Genomic DNA, 19,012 nt, shown 5'->3' with positions numbered 1-19,012 from the left:
CCGTCGGCCCGCGCTCCAGGTCTGCCGCGGCGATAGGGGGGTAATCAGGGGTGGTCATGGAACAGGGGTGGCATCATGCCGCCACCCCTTCCGCGGGACCTCGCCCCCGTCAGCGCTCAGGCGATTTCATCCACCTGGGCCCGCAGCGCGGTCGGCAGCTGCTGGCGACTCCTTATATTCAGCTTGCGGTACACCCGCGTCAAATGCTGCTCAACTGTGCTGATGGTGATGAACAGGCTGGCGGCTATTTCCCGGTTCGTATAACCGTCCACCGCCAGGGCGGCGACCCGGGCCTCGGATTCGCTGAGCTTCGTCCCGAGGGTCGGCGGCACCGCCGGTTTCGGGCCGAGCGGTCCGGACATCGGCCGTACCACCGGCCGTGGATCGCGGGCCTCCAGACCGGAGTCGAGGCGGATCCGGTCACACAGCTCCTCGGCCCCGCACTCCTTGGCCATCCGCCAGGCCCGGCCGGTGATGGCGTCGGCCCGTCCGAGCTCCCCGGAGCCGCGCAGCGTGCGACCCAGGTCGTCCAGCGCCCGGGCCAGCTCGAGGCGGTCGCCGGAGCACTGCAGCTCCTCCACGGCCTGACCGAGCAGCCGGGACCGGTTCTCGATGTCGCCCGCGGCGGCCAGTAACCGCAGGGAGACGCCGCGGACCCGGGAGTCCCCGGCGCCCTTCCTGGCCAGCTGCTCGGAGACCAGCTTCGCGGCCTTCTCCCGGTCGCCGAGCTCCAGCCACGCCTCGGCGGCGTCGGAGCGCCAGGGCAGCAGTGCGGGCTGGTCCAGCTCCCACAGCTGGGCGAGCCGGCCGGCCATGAGGAATTCGCCGAGCGCCGCGTTGATGCGGTTGGTGGCCAGGTAATAGCGGCCGCGGGCGCGGGTGTAGCCGAGTCCGTAGATGCTCTTGAACAACGCCTCGGGGACCGGGCGGCTCAGCTGCCGCGCCGCCGCGTCGTACTTGCCCATCGCCGTGTACGCGAGGATCTGGCTGGCCAGGGGGCCGCCGATGAAGACGCTTCCGTCGCTGCCGGGCACGATGTCCAGGGCGATGGTCGCATAGGCGGCCGACTCCACGAGGTTGCCCTGCCGCAGGGCGATCTCGGCCCGGATCGAGGCGAAGATGGCCCGCCAGCCCGGTGCCCGGCGCCGCTCGGCCTCCTCCATCAGCGAATCGCACCACGGCGCCGCCTTGTCCGGGCGGCCCGCGTACACCAGCGCGTTCACCGAGTTGACGATGGGCTCGAAGGTGGCATCGGTGAGCGGAGAGACCTCGAGCACCTTCTCCGCCGCGGCGACGGGCGACTCCTCGCTCCCCCCACGGCCGAAGAAGCCGCTGAACGCCGCCGTGATCGTCGACAGCGAGGAGGGTCTGCGGGATCTGAGCGGCGTACGGGAGGCGCCGCCGTCCTCGCCCTGGCGCGCCGCGGCCCCGGGGCCGCGGTCCGGCGCACCGGAGTCCTGGGCCCAGCGGGCGGTCATCCGGAACTGGGCCATCGAGGTGGGTCCCGCGTTGCTCATGACGGCGTTGAGCCGGCCGATGGCGCCGCGCGCCTCCTCGATCCGGCCGTGGGCGAGCAACAGTTCGACCAGCCGTCCGATATGGGCGGCGGGCAGCCGGTCGGCGCACAGCGCGGCCAGCGGCTCCTCGATCATCCGCTCGGACGCCGAGGGGTTGAGCCGCCACATGATCCCGGCGGTGCCGATCCTGATGCCGGCCCGCAGCTCCTCGTCCTGGCAAGCCGCGTACGCCAACTCCAGGCAGGCGACCGCAAGTTTGGCGTCGTCCTCGGCGAGCGCCTGCTGCGCGGCGTCCCGCAGCAGCGGCACCGCCCAGGGCTCGTCGGTGCCCTGGGCGGCGAGCAGATGGCGGGCCACGGCGAGGGTGCCCCCGCCGCCCTGGTGCAGCAGGACGGCGGCACGGCGGTTCATGTCCAGCCGGACCTCGGGGTCCATGTCCTCCAGCACCGCGGCCTCTACATACGGATGGCGGAAGGCGAGACCGTCGACGAGGCCCGCCGCGTCCAGCGCGGCGACTCCGCGCCGGGTTCCGGCGGGGCCGATGCGCAGCAGCCGGCCGAGGAGTTCGGGGGAGGCGGAGGCGCCGAGCACCGCGATGCCCTCGGCGAGCCGGGAAACGGTGTGCCCGCTGCGGTAGACACAGGTGAGCACGGCCTGGACGAACATGTCGCCCACCACGGGTTCCACGGCGCGACCGTGCCGTGGGGGCGCCCCGGCGGTGCGGTAATCGTCCATCACCGCGCGTAGCAACAACGGATTACCGCCGCTCACCTCATACCAGGTGTAGGCCACATCGGCCGAATCCGGAAGTCCCAGACGGGTGGTCAGCAGATGTGCGGTCTCCTCCCAGGACAGCCTCTCCAGCCGCAGCCGCTGGAAATTGGGTTGACGTAGCAGTTCGGTATTGAAGACCGCGTCTTTCTGATCGCTGTCCGTCGCCTGTGCGAACACCATGAGCAGTTTGGCGGAGCGTGAACGGGTCGCCAGGTACAGCAGATACTGAAGTGACTCCGCGTCGACGAGTTGGAGTTCGTCGACGCAGATCACCACCGGTTCGCGTAAGGCGAGTTCATACAGCGCGGCACGGAACTCCCTGGCCGCCTGGATATGCGGCTGGGTCACGCCGGCGGGGTCGCCACCAGGGGTTTCACGGGGCTGTGAGGCGTCGAGGGCGCCCTGGTCAAGCGCCTTGCGCAGATGGTCGGCGGTTGCCTTGGGCAGCCGGGGCGAGTCCAGAAGCTGGCGCAGTGTGCCGAGCGGAGCCCGGTCGGCCGACGTTCCGTAGGCCTTGAGGACAAGGGCTCCGGCCTTCGCCGCATGGGCCGTGACGGCTTCGAGTGTATGGGTCTTGCCGCATCCGACCGCGCCCTCGACGAGCACGATGCCCGCTTCCCCCGAGAGGCATCGGGAAAACGTCCGACGAAGTCTCTCGAATTGTGCGTCGAATTGTCTGACTCTGGCCGATGAAAATACCATTGCTCGCACCCCCGAATGCGACGCGAAGCACTGCTCACGGCAGCCCGAACGACCTCCAGCAAGCTATACGCCCACCGGCCACGCCACCATCGCCGCACGTAAAATCATCGTTAACGAATTACCAATTCTGAGCTAACTGCCCGACGATCGACAAAATCGATGCGATCGAGCCGGCCCTTACGTGGGCAACACCGCGAAGCTGAAGTGCACCAACACCCTGACAACCCTGCGCCACCCCCGTTCACGTGGGCATTTGTTCGGAGGGGCCAGCATACACGAGCCCCCCTAGCAGGACCCGGGATAAGCCAGGACATCCTTGGCTTGACACCAAGTGGTCATCCATTGAGGCACCCCGGATCCCCTTCGAACATTTATTTGCCCGTTTTGATCGCTAATGCGATTCTTATGTCTGTTGTCATCGGTAACCGCAAGTGATTCGCCGGGAATTCTCATGCCATAAAGCGGACAGAGGGATGGCACACTCATCCCTGTCACAATGAATTCCACAGTCAAGCATCCAACCCCTTGGTCTATTCCAATGGCACGTGCCTGCCCATTGTCATCGCTCGGGGGCATACGGATGCCGGGGCCGGGGGACGGTGTGTCCCCCGGCCCCGGCATCCCCCGTGATCCGCCACTAGCGCTCGTGGAGGTGCAGCCCCCTGCCGCCCTTGCGGCCCAGGTGACCTGCCTCGACCAGCCGCTCCAGATGGCGGGCCGGAGCCAGGGCCGGATCCCGGAAGGTGCCGTGCAGGGTGCGCTGGATGGCGAGGGAGACATCGAGTCCGATCACATCCAGCAGGCGCAGCGGACCCATCGGATAGCCCTGCCCGGCCGCCATCACCGTGTCGATGTGCTCGGCGGTGGCCCAGCCCTCCTGGACCATCGCCACCGCGCTGTTGAGATAGGGAAAGAGCAAGGCGTTGACGATGAAACCGGCCCGGTCCGGACAGTCCACCGCACGCTTGCCGAGCGCCGCGGCCACGGCGTGCGCCGTGCCCAGGGCCTCCTTGGAGGTGAGCACGGTGTGCACCACCTCGACCAGCCGCATCACCGGCGCCGGGTTGAAGAAGTGCATCCCGATGACGTCCTCGGGCCGCCGCGTCGCCATCGCGCATGCGATGACGGGCAGGCTCGAGGTGGAGGTGGCCAGCACCGCCCCCGGTGCGCACACCCGGTCCAGATCGGCGAACACGGCCCGCTTGACGTCGATGTCCTCCGCCACGGCCTCGACCACCAGGTCGCAGGTGCCGAGCGCCTGAAGTTCACGTCCCGCGGTCAGCCGGTCCATCGACTCGGTGAGCAGCCCGGGCGCCAGCTTGCCGCGCCGCACTCCCCGCTCCAGCGAGCGCTCCACGGCGGCCGTGGCCTCCTTCGCGCGCAGCTCGCTGCGGGCCACCAGCACCGTCGGATAGCCGGCGCGCGCGCACACCTCCGCGATGCCGACGGCCATCGTGCCCGAGCCCACCACCCCGATCCGCCGCACCGCGCGCGCCGGTACGGGCTCGCCGAGGCCGTCCGCCTCCCCGCCCCGGGCGGCGCCGCCCGCCTCGTACTCGTAGAAGCCGCGGCCCGCCTTCACCCCCACCAGACCGGCGGTGACCATATGGGCCAGGGTGGGCGCGGGTGCGTACCGCGGATCGCCGGTCCGCTCGTACAGCGCCTCCAGGGAGTCCCGCGCGGTGTCCAGGCCGATGGCGTCCAGCTGGGCCAGCGGCCCCATCGGCAGTCCGCAGCCGAGCGTCATGGCGGTGTCGATGCTGTCGCGCGAGGCGTAGCGCCGCTCGTACATGGCCACGGCGTTGTTGAGGTACGCCATGGTGAGCGCGCCCCCGATGAAGCCCGGCCGGTCGGCCACCGGCACCGGGATCCGGCCCAGGTCGCGGACCAGTTCCTGGACGTCCGCCAGGACCGCGTCGCCGGTGAGCGGGGTGCCCACCACCTCCACCGCCCGGTCCTCGCGGTCCGGGCCCAGCGGGAAGAGGTGCAGCCCCACCGTGCGGTCGGTCCGGCCGGAGCCGAAGGCGATCTCGGTCACCGGGAGCCCGGTGGTCGTGGTGGCGAACACCGTCTCCGGCGGACAGTCGGCGTGGGCGCGGGCGAGCAGCCGGCGCTTGGTCTCCAGCCGTTCGGGGACCGCTTCGACCACCAGATCGGCCCGTGCGGCGGCCGCCGGGTCGGTGGTGAACTCGACCGCGGATTCCGCCGCGGTCATCCGCCCCCGGCCGCGCCGCAGGGCCGCCTCGTCCCGCTCCACGGCGATCACCCGCCGACCGCCGTGGACCAGGGCGTCCACGAGGTGGCAGCCGGTGGTGCCGAGCCCGAACACCGCGACGGTGGGAAAGCGCTGTGCCATGCCGATGAGTCCTTTCACTGGCTGGGACCTTGGGTAGCTCACGAACCGCCGTGGCCGTCCTGCCACCTGACGAGCGCCGCGCCGAGCGACATCCCGCCGCCGAAACCGGCCAGCAGCAGCAACTCGCCGTCGGTGAACGCGCCCTGTCGCCGGGCGTCGTCGAGCGCCAGCGGGATGGAGGCGGCGCTGGTGTTGCCGTGCTCGGCCACCGTCAGATGCGTGCGTGCCCGCGGCAGCCCGAGGTCCGGGAGCGCCTTGGCCAGCAGCACGCCATTGGCCTGATGGGGAATGAAGTGGTCCACGCTCGCGGCGTCCGTGCGCTGCGCGGCCAGCAGGGCCCGTATCGCACGCGGCAGCTCGGCGAGGACGTACTCGCTGACCGCGCGGCCCCGCATCCGGAAGAAGTGGCCCCCGTCGGCGAGGGTCTTCTCGGAGGCCGGCGCGCGGCTGCCGCCCGCCGCCACCTGGATCAGCTCGTGGAGTGCGCCGTCGCTGGTGAGCAGCGATCCGGTAAGGCCGTAGCCGGGGCGCACGGGCCCGAGCACCACCGCCCCCGCCCCGTCGCCGAAGAGCACCGCGGTGCGCCGGTCGGTGCGGTCGATGATGCGGGAGTAGACGTCGGCGCCGATCACCAGTGCGTACGGGGCGGGGGCGCCGGACCCGGCCGACAGCAGCCCGGCCGCCGTCACCAGGGCGAACACGAAGCCGCTGCAGACCGCGTTGATGTCGAAGGCGGCGGCGCCCGTGGCACCGATCCGGTGCTGCACCAGACAGGCGGTGGCCGGCTGGGGGTGATCGGGTGTCGAGGTGGCGACCACGATCCAGCCGAGCTGACCGGCGTGGATCCCGGCGTCCGCGAGGGCGGCGCGGGCCGCCTCCACGGCCAGGTCGGAGGTGGCCTCGTGGTCGGCGGCGTAACGGCGGCGCCGGATCCCGGTCTTGGCCGAGATCCACTCCGCGGTCACCCCGGCGCGCTCGGCCACCAGCTCATTGGACACGGCCTCGGCCGGCAGATAGGAGCCGGTGCCGAGGATCCCGACGGGCCGGCCGCCCGGTGTCCGGACCGGGTGGTCGGTCATCCGTGTCTCCCGGCCCCAGCGGCCACCGCCGCGTTCGCCGGTGCCGTCGCTGTCATCGCTGTCATCGCTGTTCGCGGGGTTCGGCGGTGCTCGAGAAGAAGCATTGAGTGGTTCCCTCCGGATCCATGCCGGGCATTGACGCTACGGACCGGGCACGGCACGGATAACCCCTAACCCATCACCCCCCTAGGCCCCCTACCGAATGAACCCGGTCCACCGTATGAGCCGGCGCATGGCGGGCACCCGCTCAAGGTGGTACCGATACATGCAGGCCGAAGGCAGACCGGCTCAGGGAGCGGCCCCCATGGAGTGGTTCACCTCATCCGACTACTGGCTGAGCCGACTGGTCTTCCAACGCGGACTGGCCGCCGTCTATCTGATCGCCTTTCTGACGGCGGCCTTGCAGGGCCGGGCGCTGCTCGGCGAGCGAGGGCTGACCCCGGTGCCGCGGTTCCTCGAACGGGTGCCGTTCCGGCGCTCGCCCAGCCTGTTCCATCTGCACTACTCCGACCGGTTCTTCGTCTGCTGCGCGTGGCTGGGGGCCGCACTGTCGGCCGCGCTGCTGGTGGGGGCCGCGGACCGGGCGCCCCTGGCGGTCGCGATGGTGGCGTGGCTGGTGCTGTGGCTGCTGTATCTGTCGATCGTCAACGTGGGACAGGTGTGGTACGGCTTCGGCTGGGAGTCCCTGCTGCTGGAGTCGGGGTTCCTCGCCGTCTTCCTGGGCAATGAGCACACCGCGCCGCCCGTGCTCATCCTGTGGCTGCTGCGCTGGCTGCTGTTCCGGGTGGAGTTCGGCGCCGGGCTGATCAAGATCCGTGGGGACCGCTGCTGGCGGGACCTGACCTGCCTCTACTACCACCATGAGACGCAGCCGATGCCGGGCCCGCTGAGCTGGTTCTTCCACCATCTGCCGCGGCCGCTGCACCGGGCGGAGGTGGCGGCCAACCATGTGGCGCAGCTGATCGTGCCGGTGCTGCTGTTCACCCCGCAGCCGGTCGCGAGCGTGGCGGCGGGGATCGTCGTGGTCACCCAGCTGTGGCTGGTGGCCTCCGGGAACTTCTCCTGGCTCAACTGGCTGACGATCCTGCTGGCGTTCCCGGCGGTCGACGGGCGTCGCGCCGCCGAGGTGCTGGGGCTGCCCGGACCGCCGGCCCTCGCCGCTCCCCCGGTATGGTACGAGGTGGTGGTGCTGGCCGCGGCCGCGCTGGTGCTGGTGCTGAGCTACTGGCCGGCCCGCAATCTGCTGTCGGGCCGTCAGTTGATGAACTATTCGTTCAACCCGCTGCATCTGGTCAACACCTACGGGGCCTTCGGCAGCATCAGCCGCAGCCGGCAGGAGGTGGTGATCCAGGGCACCGGCGATGCGGTCCTCACCTCGGACACGGTCTGGAAGGACTACGAGTTCCGGGGCAAGCCGGGCGATGTGCGGCGGATGCCGCGTCAGTACGCCCCGTACCATCTGCGGCTGGACTGGATGATGTGGTTCGCGGGGCTCTCACCCGCCTACGCCGGGTCCTGGTTCACCCCGCTGATCGGCAAGCTGCTGGTCAACGACCGGGCGACGGTGAAGCTGCTGCGCGCCACCCCCTTCCCGGAGGCGCCGCCCACCCATATGCGCGCACGGCTGTATCTCTACCGCTTCACCACCCCGGCGGAACGGCGGGCCACCGGGGCCTGGTGGCATCGGACCCTGCTGAGCGAGTTCCTGCCGCCGGTCCGGCTGGAGGACCACGGCTCGTCACGGACGTGACATCAGGCCGGACCGACGCTCAGGCGGCGGCACCCTTCGCGTTCGGAGTCTCGGCGCCCGGCGGGGGGTTGCGCAGTACGGCGTAACCGACGCCGACGCCCACCGCGATCGGCCATTCCAGCACTCCGGCCAGGCCCATCGCGCCGAGGCCGAGGTAGAGCGGAAGCCCGCCCTTGGCGGGCAGGATCCGCCGTGCGGTCCTGATCGGCATCGTGGCCACGCTCGCCGTGGCCATGGCGGCGCGGGGGACGGTGAAGGTGACGGTGCGGTCCTTCCCCGGGGACGCGCTTGTCTTCCGGGTGTCGGTCGTCTCGGACGATGTCGTCGCTGCGCTCACGCCTTCCTCCTACCGAATTGTCACTTTGATTACCTTGTGACTGAATTAGGTAAGCATAGGCCGAATTCACGATCCCGGCATATCCGGAACGAGGGGAGAGCAGCCGTTGCTGCCCATCACTGTGTTCACGGGCCTCGTCTCCGCCCCGTCCCGTGGGATGAGCGGTCTGCGGCTGCGCCTCGCGGACATCGCCGACGCCCTGCGCGACACCGGCGACCGGCGCACCAGCCGGAGAGTGTGGGCTCGGGCCGGCCGGGCCCATGTGGAGGTCCACGGGCTCACCGGCCATGGGGACGGGCATGAGCGGCTGGCCCGCGCGGTGGAGGAGGCGCTGCGGCGGGTGGCGGGCGTCAACTGGGCCGGGGTGAACGCGGCGCTGGGCCAGGTGCTGGTCGACTTCGACGAGGACCAGCTCGGCGCCGAGGACGTGCTGAAGGTGGTCGAGTGCGTCGAGGCGGCCCAGGGCACGGACGTGGACTCGTTCCCGGCGGGCCGTCCGCAGCCGCCGTTCGCCTCCGCGCCGGCGACGCTGGCCGCGACCGCGCTCGCCGCCGATTGCCTGGGCCTGGTGGCGGCCACGATCCGACGGGTGTCGATGGTGCCCGCGCTCTCCCCCGCACTGCGCATCCCCATGGCGATGGCGGAGATCCAGCCGCGGGTGCGCGGTCTGCTGGAGTCCCGGCTCGGCCGCGCCCAGGCCGACACCCTGATCGGCGTGTCGAACGCCGTGGTGCACGCCCTGACCAGGGGCGAGGCCCCACTCGCCCTGGACGCGCTGCAGCGCATGCTGCAACTCGCCGAGATCCGCGGCCGACAGGTCGTATGGCAGAGCCGGGAGCCGGAGTTGGTGACGGACGGCGACGGGCTCCCGGAGCGCTCGCACCCGCCCGCCCCCGGCCCACTCCCCTGCCGCACGGGCCGGTGGAGACCTGCATCGACCGCACCTCCCTGGGCTCGCTGTCCGGTGCCGGCGGGCTGCTGGCGTGGACCCGCGACCCCGAGCAGGCCGCCAAGGCGCTGCTGGCCACCGTGCCGAAGGCGGCCGCCATGGGGCGGGAGGCGTTCGCCGCCCGGCTGGGCGATGTGCTGGCGCGCGATGGTGTGGTGCCCATGGACGGCACCGCGCTGCGGCTGCTGGACCGCGTGTCGGCGGTGCTGATCGACTCGCGGGTGCTGTGCGCCGGCCGTCCGCGGCTGATGTCGGTCACCACCGTCGGCGACCTGGGCGAGGCCGAGGCGTGGAGCGCCGCGCAGTCCGTCCTGGACCGCCGCACACTGCGGGAGCTGTCCGACGAGGGGCCCTGGACCCGCGGCGCCTGGCGGCTGGAGCGGCCCCACGACATCCCCGCGGCGATCCCGGCCAGCCCCTTGGCCCTGACCGCGGACCTGCACGACGAGGACGGCCGGCGGCAGGCCCGGATCCGGATCGGCTGCGAACTCGACCCGCTGGCCGACGCCGTGGTGGCGGCGGCCCGTACCGGCGCGCGACATCTGGTGCTCACCGGACACGCCAGCACGGACGAGATCGCTCCCTGGGCCGACGAACTGCTCCCCCTCGGCGCCTCGCTCCCCGACACGGTGCGCCGGCTGCAGATCGAGGGCCACGGCGTGTTGCTGATCAGCGGCGAGGATGACGAGGCGCTCGGCGCGGCCGATCTCGGCGTCGCCGTCACGGCGCGCGGCGAGGGCCGGGTGTGCTGGTCGGCCGATCTGATCTGCGGCCCCGGACTCCTTCATGCGTGGCGTGTGCTGCGGGCGCTGGAGGACGCGCGCTCGGTCAGCCGGCGCTCGGCCCGGCTGTCGATGGGCGGTTCCGCGCTCGGCGCGCTCATCGCCGCGGCGGGAACCCGGCCCGCGGTGGCCGGACTCGCCACCTCCCCGGTGTACAGCGCGGCGTTCCTGGCCGTGCTCGGCGGGATCGGCGCGGCGCGCCGGGTGGAGCGCCGCCCCCCGCCCCCGCCCCGCGTCCGCGGCAACTGGCATGCCCTGGGGGCACGGGAGACCCTGAGCGTGCTGTGCGCGTTCCGGGAGAACGGGACGGAGCTGCCCGACGGTTCGGGCGCCTCACGCGGTGCGGGTCCCGGGGAGCCGGGCGCGCCGGGGGTCCTGCGGTCAGCCGGGGTGCGCCCGGTGCGCAAGGCCGCCGGGACGGTCGTACGGGCCGGGGCGCCCGGTGCCATGGGGGCCGCCTCCGCCTGCTTCGCGGCGCTGCACCGGAACGCCACCTCGCTGGTGAACGCGGTGCGCGAGGAGTTACACGATCCGCTCACCCCGGTGCTGGCGCTGGGCGCCGCGGCCTCGGCTGCGGTGGGATCCGGTGTGGACTCCTTCCTCGTCGTCAGCGTGATGGCGGGCAACGCGGTGATCAGCGGCGCACAGCGGCTGCGCGCCGAGCGCTCGCTGCGCGGCCTGCTGCTGAGCGAGCGGATGAACGCCCGGCTGGTCGACTGGGCGCCCGCGATGCCGCTGGCGGACGGGGTGGCGGCAGACCGCCAGGTGTTCTTCGCGGGGCTGGCCACCGCGCCGGTGCGCACGGTGGCCGCCGAGGAGCTGCGGGTCGGGGACATCATCGCGCTGCGGCCCTCGGATGTCGTACCGGCCGACGCCCGGCTGCTGGTCAGCGACCGGCTGGAACTGGACGAGGCCGGTCTCACCGGCGAGTCCGGCCCGGTCGCCAAGGACCCGGCCGCCACTCCGGGCGCCGACCTCGCGGACCGGTTCTGCATGGTCTACGAAGGCTGCACGGTGCTCGCCGGAACCGGATACGCCGTGGTCGTGGCCGCCGGACCGCAGACCGAGGCCGGGCGCGCCGCCGAACTGGCCGGACGCGCCACCGCGCCCATCGGGATCGAGGGCCGGCTGGCCGCGCTCACCAAGGTCGCGCTGCCCGCCACCGGCCTCGGCGGCGCCGCCGTCACTTTGCTGGGGCTGATGCGCGGGGTGCCGGTGCGCGAGGCACTGTCCACCGGCGTGGCCATCGCGGTGGCCGCCGTACCCGAGGGACTGCCGCTGGTGGCCACGGTCGCGCAGTCCGCCGCGGCGCGCCGGCTCTCGCACCGCGGAGTGCTGACCCGCTCGGCGCGGGTGCTGGAGGCCCTGGGCCGGGTCGACGTCGTCTGCTTCGACAAGACCGGCACCCTGACCGAGGGCCGGCTGGCCGTGGCCCGGGTCGCCGGGTACGACCACGAGCTGCCGACCGGCAGTGCGCTGGGCATGCGGCTGCTGCGAACGGCGGCCCGGGCCTGTCCCGAGCGCGAGGGCGGGCGGGCGCTGGCGCACGCCACCGACCAGGCCGTCATCGACGCGGCGGCCGCGCACTGCGACGGGGACGGCGCCTGGTCTCCGGTGTCCGAGCTGCCCTTCGAGGCCAGCCGGGGATTCTCCGCGTCGCTGGGCACGGAGTCCGGGCGCCCGCGTCTGGCCGTCAAGGGGGCACCGGAGATCGTGCTCGCCCGGTGTGCGTACGCCCTGAGTCCGGGGGCGGCGGGCGACACCGTGCCGCTGACCGCCGAGCGGCGACACGCCACCGAGCGCCTGCTGTACTCGCTGGCCTCCGACGGGCTGCGGGTGCTGGCGGTGGCCGAGACCCGGCCCGCCACGTCCGACACGCCGGCGGAGGAGGTGGCCGGGATCGCCACGGAGCTCACGCTGCTGGGCTTCATCGCCATCGCCGACACCACACGGCCCGGTGCCGCCGAGACCGTCAAGCGGCTGACGGATGCCGGGGTGCGCGTCGCCATGGTCACCGGCGACCACCCGACCACGGCGGTCGCCATCGCCCGGGAGCTGGGCATCCCGGACGCCGAGCCGGTGCTCACCGGGGCGGAGCTGGACACCCTGCCGGAAGGCGAGCGGGTCGAGCGGATCGCCCGTACCACCGTCTTCGCCCGGGTCTCCCCCGAGCACAAGGTCCGTATCGTCCAGACGCTGCGGCAGGCCGGGCAGGTGGTGGCCATGACCGGGGACGGGGTGAACGACGCGGCCGCCATCCGCCTCGCTGACATCGGCATCGGGCTGTCCGCCCACGGCTCGGCCTCGGCCCGCGCCGCCGCCGACCTGGTGCTCACCGACCCGGACCCGACCCGGATCCTCGACGCACTGCAGGAGGGCAGGGCGCTGTGGCGCAGTGTGCGCGACGCGGTGGCGATCCTGGTCGGCGGGAACGCTGGTGAGGTCGCCTTCACCGTCCTGGGCGCGGCGGTGGCCGGGCGGGCGCCGCTGGGCACCCGTCAGCTGCTCCTGGTGAATCTGCTCACCGACATGCTGCCCGCCCTGGCGGTGGCCCTGGCCCGGTCCCGGGAGCAGAAGTCCGGTGAGGACCCGCTGGTGGGCGGCCCTGCCTCCGCACTGTTCGGCTCCGATCTGGGGCGCATCCTCGCGGTGCGCGGCAGTGCCACCGCGCTGGGCGCCGCCGCGGCCTGGCAGTGCGGGCGGATGACGGGCCGGGCCCGGCGGGCGAGCACCATGGGGCTCGCGGCGCTGGTCGGCACCCAGCTGGGCCAGACGTTCATGACCGACTGGCACAGCCCCCTGGTGCTGGCCACCAGCGTCGCCTCGGCGGCCACGCTGTTCGCCATCGTGGAGACCCCGGTGGTCAGCCACTTCTTCGGCTGTACGCCCCTGGGCCCGATGGCCTGGTCGGTCGTCGGCACGTGCTCGGCCGCCGCCACTTTGGGGGCGGCCGTCGCGCCACGGCTGCTCTTCCCCCGGCGGGCGCCGCTCGCGGTCTGAACGCATCACCCGGGAAACGGGACATCTCCGGCGTTTCTTAACCTGAGCCTTCCATCCATTCACCGGACGCTCACCCGGTGTGCGCCATCCGCTTCCCGACGCGGGTCAGGCTGCGGATGGGAAGCGGATGCCTCGCTTCCGCTCGTGTTCCGTCCAGTGAGGTACTCATGGCCCACATTCTGACGACCGCCCTGGTCAAGCTGGCTCAGGTCGCGCTGGAGGCGTTTGTCGCCCAGCTCGTGAAGACACTGGTGACCTCGGTCTTCCAGCCGGCCGACGCTCCGGCCGCCGCCTGATACGGCCGGCACCCGCCGGCCGTTCGGGGTGACGTCCCCAGGGACGGCGCCCCGCCATCGTCATCGAGGCCCGGAAGCGCCGCGACGCTCCCGGGCCTTCCGCGGAGCGACGCCGCCGCGCGGCCCTGCTCGGCGCGTCACTCAGTGGCCGTACGACGCCGCCCGGTGCACCGGACCGTGGGCGGTCGGACAGTGCTCCCCGTCCTGCCGTCCCCGCGCGGCGGGGTCCTCCAGATGATCGACCTGAAGCGTGGTGTGGGTGATCCCGTACTCACCGCTCAGCACCGCCTCCAGGTCCTCCCGGACCGCGTGGCAGTCGCCGCCCGCCGCGACCAGGACATGAGCGGAGAGCGAGACCTCGCCCGAGGTGATCTGCCAGACATGCAGATCGTGCACCTCGGCCACCTGCCCATGGGCGACGAGACGGCCGCCCACCTCATCGGGTTCGACCCCGGCCGGGGCGGCCTCCAGCAGCACCCGGCCGGAGGCCCGCAGCAGCTCCACACCCGCCTTGATCATGAGGACGACCACCAGCAGACCGGCGATGGCGTCGGCACGGGCGAAGCCCGTCGTCACCACCACCAGTCCGGCGACGGCGGTGGCGATGAAGGCGTAGAGATCGTTGAGCACATGCTGGAAGGCGCCCTCGACATTGAGCGAGGAGCGGTTGGCCTTCGACATGCACCAGGCGGCCACGAGATTCACCGCCACCCCGGCCAGCGCGGTGACCAGCACCAGACCGCCGGTCACCTCGGGCGGATCGATCAGCCGCCCCACGCCCTCATAGCCGAGATAGGCGCCGAGCAGCAGCAGAGAAAGCCCATTGGCCTGGGCGGAAAGGATTTCCGACCGCTTGAGCCCATAGGTGTATCCGCCCCGTGCGGGGCGCGCCGAGAGCCGGATCGCGATGAGCGCGAGAACGATCGAGGCGGCGTCGGTGAGCATATGGGCCGCGTCGGACAGCAGCGCCACGGAACGGGCGATGATCCCGACGACGACCTCGACCGCCATGAAGCCGCTGATCAGCGCGAGGGCGAAGGACAGCCACCGGCGGTCGGCGTTCTCCGCCACCCCGTGGGCGTGGCCGCCGTGCCCCTCGTCGGGTCCGTGCGCATGAGCTCCCACCGGCTCCTCCTCGGATCGTCTTCGGGACAGCGCAATTGAAACAGCCCCGGAGGGAATTCGCCAAAGGCTGCAATGGACACGGTTATCAATAAACTTCCGCACCGCCGGCGAAGTGGCTTTATGAATGCGGCAATGCTTTTCATTTCGCAGTGCGAAAAGAGGTACGGCCCGGCCGCCCGGGCCCGCCGCCAGGGAGTCGCTGACATGTGCGAGACCACGCCGATGCGGGTGAGACCGGCGCGCGGAGGGTGACCCGGCGGGGCACGGCGCGTTGTCCGACTATGACGACGACGATGCGACGCCGTTCTCTCTCGCAGCCGAGCAGAGCGCTGGACCGGAGCACCGAAGGCGACGGAACGGTTCATCAGACCGTTCACACATCCACCTCCGTACCCATCTACGCGGCGCTCGTCGAGCGCTGGGCGTCCGCGGGGCGCGCGGTGCCCGGGCGCTACGACCGCGAGTGGACCGAACTGGTCAGCTGTCCCCCCTGGCCGGACCGGATCCGGGCGGCGGCCCGCCCGGCCGCACGACCGTCCGCCGACTGAGCCACCGGCCGTACACCGCCCGTCCACCGGCCGGCTCGCGCGGGGGCGGCGCGGACACGCCCACCCGCCCCCGCGGACGTGCCTACTCCGCCCCCGCGGACGTGCCTACTCGTCCCCGCGAACACGCCAACCTGCCCCCGCGGACGTGGCTACTCGTCCCCGCCCTCCAAGCCGCCCTCCGTCTCCAGATACAGCTCCCGCACCCGCTCCAGCACCTCCGGGTCGGGCTCGTCCCACAGCCCGCGGCTCTCGGCCTCCAGCAGCCGCTCGGCCATGCCGTGCAGCGCCCAGGGGTTGGCCTGCTCCAGGAAGGCGCGGTTCTCCGGGTCGAGCAGATAGGTCTGGGCGAGCTTGTCGTACATCCAGTCGGCGACCACGCCCGTGGTCGCGTCGTACCCGAAGAGGTAGTCGACCGTCGCGGCGAGCTCGAAGGCGCCCTTGTAGCCGTGGCGGCGCATCGCCTCGATCCAGCGCGGGTTGACCACCCGGGCACGGAAGACCCGTGAGGTCTCCTCGTGGAGGGTGCGGGTGCGGACCGTCTCGGGGCGGGTGGAGTCGCCGATGTACGCGGCGGGCGCGGTGCCCTTGAGGGCGCGCACAGTGGCCACCATGCCGCCGTGGTACTGGAAGTAGTCGTCGGAGTCCGCGATGTCGTGCTCGCGGGTGTCGGTGTTCTTGGCCGCGACCGCGATCCGGCGGTAGGCGCTCTCCATCTCGGCCCGCGCCGGCCGCCCCTCGAGACCGCGCCCGTAGGCGTAGCCGCCCCAGACCGTGTAGACCTCGGCGAGGTCGGCGTCGGTGCGCCAGTCGCGGCTGTCGATGAGCTGGAGCAGCCCGGCGCCGTAGGTACCGGGGCGGGAGCCGAAGATCCGGGTGGTGGCGCGGCGCTCGTCACCGTGTGCGGCGAGGTCGGCGCGGGTGTGTGCCCGGATGTAGTTGTCCTCGTCGCTCTCCTCCAGGGACGCGGCGAGCCGTACGGCGTCGTCCAGCAGCCCGACGACATGGGGGAAGGCGTCCCGGAAGAAGCCGCTGATGCGCAGGGTGACATCGACGCGCGGGCGGCCCAGCTGGTCGAGCGGCACGGGTTCCAGGCCCGTCACCCGGCGCGAGGCGTCGTCCCACACCGGCCGGACGCCCAGCAGCGCCAGCGCCTCGGCCACATCGTCGCCGGAGGTGCGCATCGCACTCGTGCCCCACAGAGAGAGGCCGACGGACTTCGGCCACTGGCCGTCGTTGTCGGCGCGGTAGCGCTCCAGGAGCGAATCGGCGAGGGCCTGGCCGGTCTCCCAGGCCAGCCTGCTGGGCACGGCCTTGGGGTCGACGGAGTAGAAGTTGCGGCCGGTCGGCAGGACGTTGACCAGTCCGCGCAGCGGCGAGCCGGACGGCCCCGCGGGGACGAATCCGCCGGCGAGGGCGTGGACGGCGTGGTCGATCTCGTCCGTCGTGGCCGCCAGTCGGGGGACGACCTCGCGGGCGGCGAAGGCGAGAATCGCGGAGACGGCGGGGCGCTGCTCCTCGGGCAGGGTGACGACGGCCTTCTCGACGGCCTCCGGGGCCCATTCGGCGTCCTCCATCGCCTGGACCAGCCCGCGGGCCCGCTCCTCGGCCTCGTCGGCGCCGGTGCGGGTGGCGGCCGACTCGTCCAGGCCGAGCGCCTCGCGCAGGCCGGGGAGCGCGGACGTACCGCCCCAGATCTGGCGGGCGCGGAGGATGGCCAGCACCAGGTTGACGCGCGCGGGCCCGGCCGGGGCGGTGCCCAGGACATGCAGTCCGTCGCGGATCTGGGCGTCCTTGACCTCGCACAGCCAGCCGTCGACATGCAGCAGGAAGTCGTCGAAGCCGTCGTCGTCCGGCCGGTCCTCCAGGCCCAGGTCGTGGTCGAGCCGGGCGGCCTGGATGAGGGTCCAGATCTGGGCGCGGATGGCGGGGAGCTTGGCCGGGTCCATCGCGGAGATGGCGGCGTACTCGTCGAGCAGCTGCTCCAGCCGCGCGATGTCGCCGTAGGAGTCGGCGCGGGCCATCGGAGGGACGAGGTGGTCGACAAGGGTGGCGTGGACGCGGCGCTTGGCCTGGGTGCCCTCGCCCGGATCGTTGACCAGGAAGGGGTAGATGAGCGGCAGATCGCCGAGCGCGGCATCGGGGCCGCAGGCGGCGGACAGCCCGGCGTTCTTGCCCGGCAGCCACTCCAGGTTGCCGTGTTTGCCCAGGTGGACCATGGCGTCGGCGCCGAATCCGCCGTCGGCACGAGGGGTGGCCATCCAGCGGTAGGCGGCCAGGTAGTGGTGCGAGGGCGGCAGATCGGGGTCGTGGTAGATGGCGATGGGGTTCTCGCCGAAGCCGCGCGGGGGCTGGATGACCACCAGGAGATTGCCGCGGCGCAGCGCGGCCAGCACGATCTCGCCTTCCGGGTCGCGGCTGGTGTCGACGAACAGCTGGCCGGGCGGCGGGCCCCAGTGTTCCTCGACCGCGTCCCGGAGCACCTGCGGGAGCGCGGCGTACCAGCGACGGTAGTCGGCGGCCGGGACGCGGACGGGGTTGCGGGCGAGCTGCTCCTCGGTGAGCCACTCCTGGTCGTGGCCGCCCGCCTCGATGAGGGCGCGGATCAGGTCGTCGCCGTCGCCGGAGACCAGGCCCGGGAGCGCGTCCGGCCCGTCCTCGGGGCCCAGGTCGTAGCCATCGGCGCGCAGCCGGCGCAGCAGGGCGACGGCGCTCGCGGGGGTGTCGAGGCCGACGGCGTTGCCGATCCGGGAGTGCTTGGTGGGGTAGGCGGAGAGGACGAGCGCCAGGCGCTTGTCGGCGGCGGGGATATGGCGGAGCCGGGCGTGTCGTACCGCGATTCCGGCGACACGCGCGGCGCGCTCGGCGTCAGCGGCATAGACCGGCAGGCCGTCCTCGTCGACCTCCTTGAAGGAGAACGGCACGGTGATGAGCCGCCCGTCGAACTCGGGGACGGCGACCTGGGTCGCGGCGTCCAGCGGGGAGAGCCCCTCGTCGTTCTCCTCCCACGCGGCGCGCGACGAGGTCAGGCACAGCGCCTGCAGCACGGGCACGTCGAGCGCGGCGAGCGCGCCCGCGTCCCACGCCTCGTCGTCGCCGCCCGCGGACGCCTCGGCGGGGCGGGTGCCGCCGGCCGCGAGGACGGTGGTGACGATGGCGTCGGCCGCGCCGAGTGCCTCGATCAACTCGGGCTCGGGGGCCCGCAGCGAGGCCACGAACAGCGGTAGCGGGCGGCCACCGGCGTCCTCCACGGCCCGGCACAGGGCCTCCACGAAGGCGGTGTTGCCGCTCATGTGGTGGGCGCGGTAGTAGAGCACCGCGATGGTCGGGCCGGTGACGCCGCCGGGGGCGGCCTCGCGGCCGGTGCGCTCCAGCGGACCCCAGGTGGGCGCGGGCGCGGGCGGTTCGAAGCCATGGCCGGTGAGCAGCACGGTGTCGGAGAGGAACCGGGCGAGCTGGTCGAGGTTGGCGGGCCCGCCGTGGGCGAGGTAGGCGTGGGCCTCGGCGGCGATGCCGACCGGGACCGTGGACGCCTCCATGAGCTGGGCGTCGGGCGCCTGTTCACCGGTGAGGACGACCACGGGGAGGTCGCCCGCGAGCAGCGTGTCGAGCCCCTCCTGCCAGGCGCGGATGCCGCCGAGGAGCCGTACGACGACGAGTTCGACACCGTCGAGGAGGCCGGGGAGGTCGTCGAGAGCGAGACGGGCCGGGTTGGCGAGGCGGTACGGCACCGGGCCCGTGGCGGCACGGGCGCTCAGCAGGTCGGTGTCGGACGTCGACAGCAGCAGAATCATGCGACG

11 protein-coding genes are annotated in these 19,012 nt (G+C 72.5%); 5 read left to right on the top strand and 6 right to left on the bottom strand.

Annotated features, from left to right (window positions below):
• Positions 1-116 precede the first annotated feature (116 nt).
• The 3 genes from AS97_RS40290 to AS97_RS40280 form a co-directional block, all read right to left on the bottom strand.
• Positions 117-2,993, bottom strand: coding sequence for an AAA family ATPase (locus AS97_RS40290; RefSeq protein WP_247204643.1), 2,877 nt, complete (start codon positions 2,991-2,993; stop codon positions 117-119).
• Between the two features lie 637 nt (positions 2,994-3,630).
• Positions 3,631-5,349, bottom strand: coding sequence for a 3-hydroxyacyl-CoA dehydrogenase (locus AS97_RS40285; RefSeq protein WP_059145982.1), 1,719 nt, complete (start codon positions 5,347-5,349; stop codon positions 3,631-3,633).
• A 38-nt stretch (positions 5,350-5,387) separates the two neighbouring features.
• Positions 5,388-6,428 carry a beta-ketoacyl-ACP synthase 3 gene (locus AS97_RS40280; RefSeq protein WP_059145983.1) on the bottom strand — a complete coding sequence of 347 codons (1,041 nt, stop codon included), beginning with the start codon at positions 6,426-6,428 and terminating at the stop codon, positions 5,388-5,390.
• A gap of 304 nt (positions 6,429-6,732) precedes the next feature.
• On the opposite strand from AS97_RS40280, the gene AS97_RS40275 reads away from it, so the two are divergent.
• A complete protein-coding gene (locus AS97_RS40275; protein WP_210566616.1) occupies positions 6,733-8,178 on the top strand; it encodes a lipase maturation factor family protein in 1,446 nt (481 codons plus the stop codon).
• 19 nt (positions 8,179-8,197) lie between these two features.
• Here AS97_RS40275 and AS97_RS40270 read toward each other — a convergent pair whose 3' ends face one another.
• On the bottom strand, positions 8,198-8,515 hold the full coding sequence (locus tag AS97_RS40270; RefSeq protein ID WP_125757986.1) for a hypothetical protein: 318 nt from the start codon (positions 8,513-8,515) through the stop codon (positions 8,198-8,200).
• Between the two features lie 106 nt (positions 8,516-8,621).
• On the opposite strand from AS97_RS40270, the gene AS97_RS48000 reads away from it, so the two are divergent.
• From AS97_RS48000 to AS97_RS48760, 3 genes are all read left to right on the top strand, one after another.
• Positions 8,622-9,674, top strand: a complete 1,053-nt coding sequence (locus AS97_RS48000) for a hypothetical protein (RefSeq protein WP_247204642.1) — start codon at positions 8,622-8,624, stop codon at positions 9,672-9,674.
• Positions 9,563-13,246 carry a cation-translocating P-type ATPase gene (locus tag AS97_RS49115; RefSeq protein WP_349017645.1) on the top strand — a complete coding sequence of 1,228 codons (3,684 nt, stop codon included), beginning with the start codon at positions 9,563-9,565 and terminating at the stop codon, positions 13,244-13,246. Before AS97_RS48000 ends, AS97_RS49115 begins: the two co-directional genes overlap by 112 nt.
• Before the next feature lie 167 nt (positions 13,247-13,413).
• Positions 13,414-13,542, top strand: a complete 129-nt coding sequence (locus AS97_RS48760) for a hypothetical protein (protein ID WP_282615712.1) — start codon at positions 13,414-13,416, stop codon at positions 13,540-13,542.
• Between the two features lie 141 nt (positions 13,543-13,683).
• Here the strand turns inward: AS97_RS48760 and AS97_RS40260 are convergent, their stop codons facing one another.
• Positions 13,684-14,667 (bottom strand): cation diffusion facilitator family transporter, encoded by a 984-nt coding sequence (locus tag AS97_RS40260; RefSeq protein ID WP_197049160.1) that lies wholly within the window; start codon positions 14,665-14,667, stop codon positions 13,684-13,686.
• Between the two features lie 293 nt (positions 14,668-14,960).
• On the opposite strand from AS97_RS40260, the gene AS97_RS40255 reads away from it, so the two are divergent.
• A complete protein-coding gene (locus tag AS97_RS40255) occupies positions 14,961-15,215 on the top strand; it encodes a hypothetical protein (RefSeq protein ID WP_059146193.1) in 255 nt (84 codons plus the stop codon).
• Between the two features lie 149 nt (positions 15,216-15,364).
• On the opposite strand, the gene cobN is transcribed toward AS97_RS40255, so the two are convergent.
• Positions 15,365-19,006: a cobaltochelatase subunit CobN gene (cobN, locus tag AS97_RS40250; RefSeq protein ID WP_210566614.1), complete on the bottom strand. Its 3,642-nt coding sequence runs from the start codon at positions 19,004-19,006 to the stop codon at positions 15,365-15,367.
• Positions 19,007-19,012 lie beyond the last annotated feature (6 nt).

Source organism: Streptomyces sp. AgN23, assembly GCF_001598115.1.
GTDB lineage: Bacteria > Actinomycetota > Actinomycetes > Streptomycetales > Streptomycetaceae > Streptomyces > Streptomyces antimycoticus.
Note: the sequence above shows the minus strand (reverse complement) of the source record. Positions and strands in the feature narration are given on the sequence as shown.

What these genes read in the sequence shown, in the direction of transcription:
- AS97_RS40290 (WP_247204643.1), bottom strand. Translation starts at nt 2,993, where the DNA reads ATGGTATTTTCATCGGCCAGAGTCAGACAATTCGACGCACAATTCGAG.
- AS97_RS48760 (WP_282615712.1), top strand. Translation starts at nt 13,414, where the DNA reads ATGGCCCACATTCTGACGACCGCCCTGGTCAAGCTGGCTCAGGTCGCG.
- AS97_RS49115 (WP_349017645.1), top strand. Translation starts at nt 9,563, where the DNA reads ATGGGGCGGGAGGCGTTCGCCGCCCGGCTGGGCGATGTGCTGGCGCGC.
- cobN (WP_210566614.1), bottom strand. Translation starts at nt 19,006, where the DNA reads ATGATTCTGCTGCTGTCGACGTCCGACACCGACCTGCTGAGCGCCCGT.
- AS97_RS40255 (WP_059146193.1), top strand. Translation starts at nt 14,961, where the DNA reads ATGCGACGCCGTTCTCTCTCGCAGCCGAGCAGAGCGCTGGACCGGAGC.
- AS97_RS40280 (WP_059145983.1), bottom strand. Translation starts at nt 6,428, where the DNA reads ATGACCGACCACCCGGTCCGGACACCGGGCGGCCGGCCCGTCGGGATC.
- AS97_RS40285 (WP_059145982.1), bottom strand. Translation starts at nt 5,349, where the DNA reads ATGGCACAGCGCTTTCCCACCGTCGCGGTGTTCGGGCTCGGCACCACC.
- AS97_RS40275 (WP_210566616.1), top strand. Translation starts at nt 6,733, where the DNA reads ATGGAGTGGTTCACCTCATCCGACTACTGGCTGAGCCGACTGGTCTTC.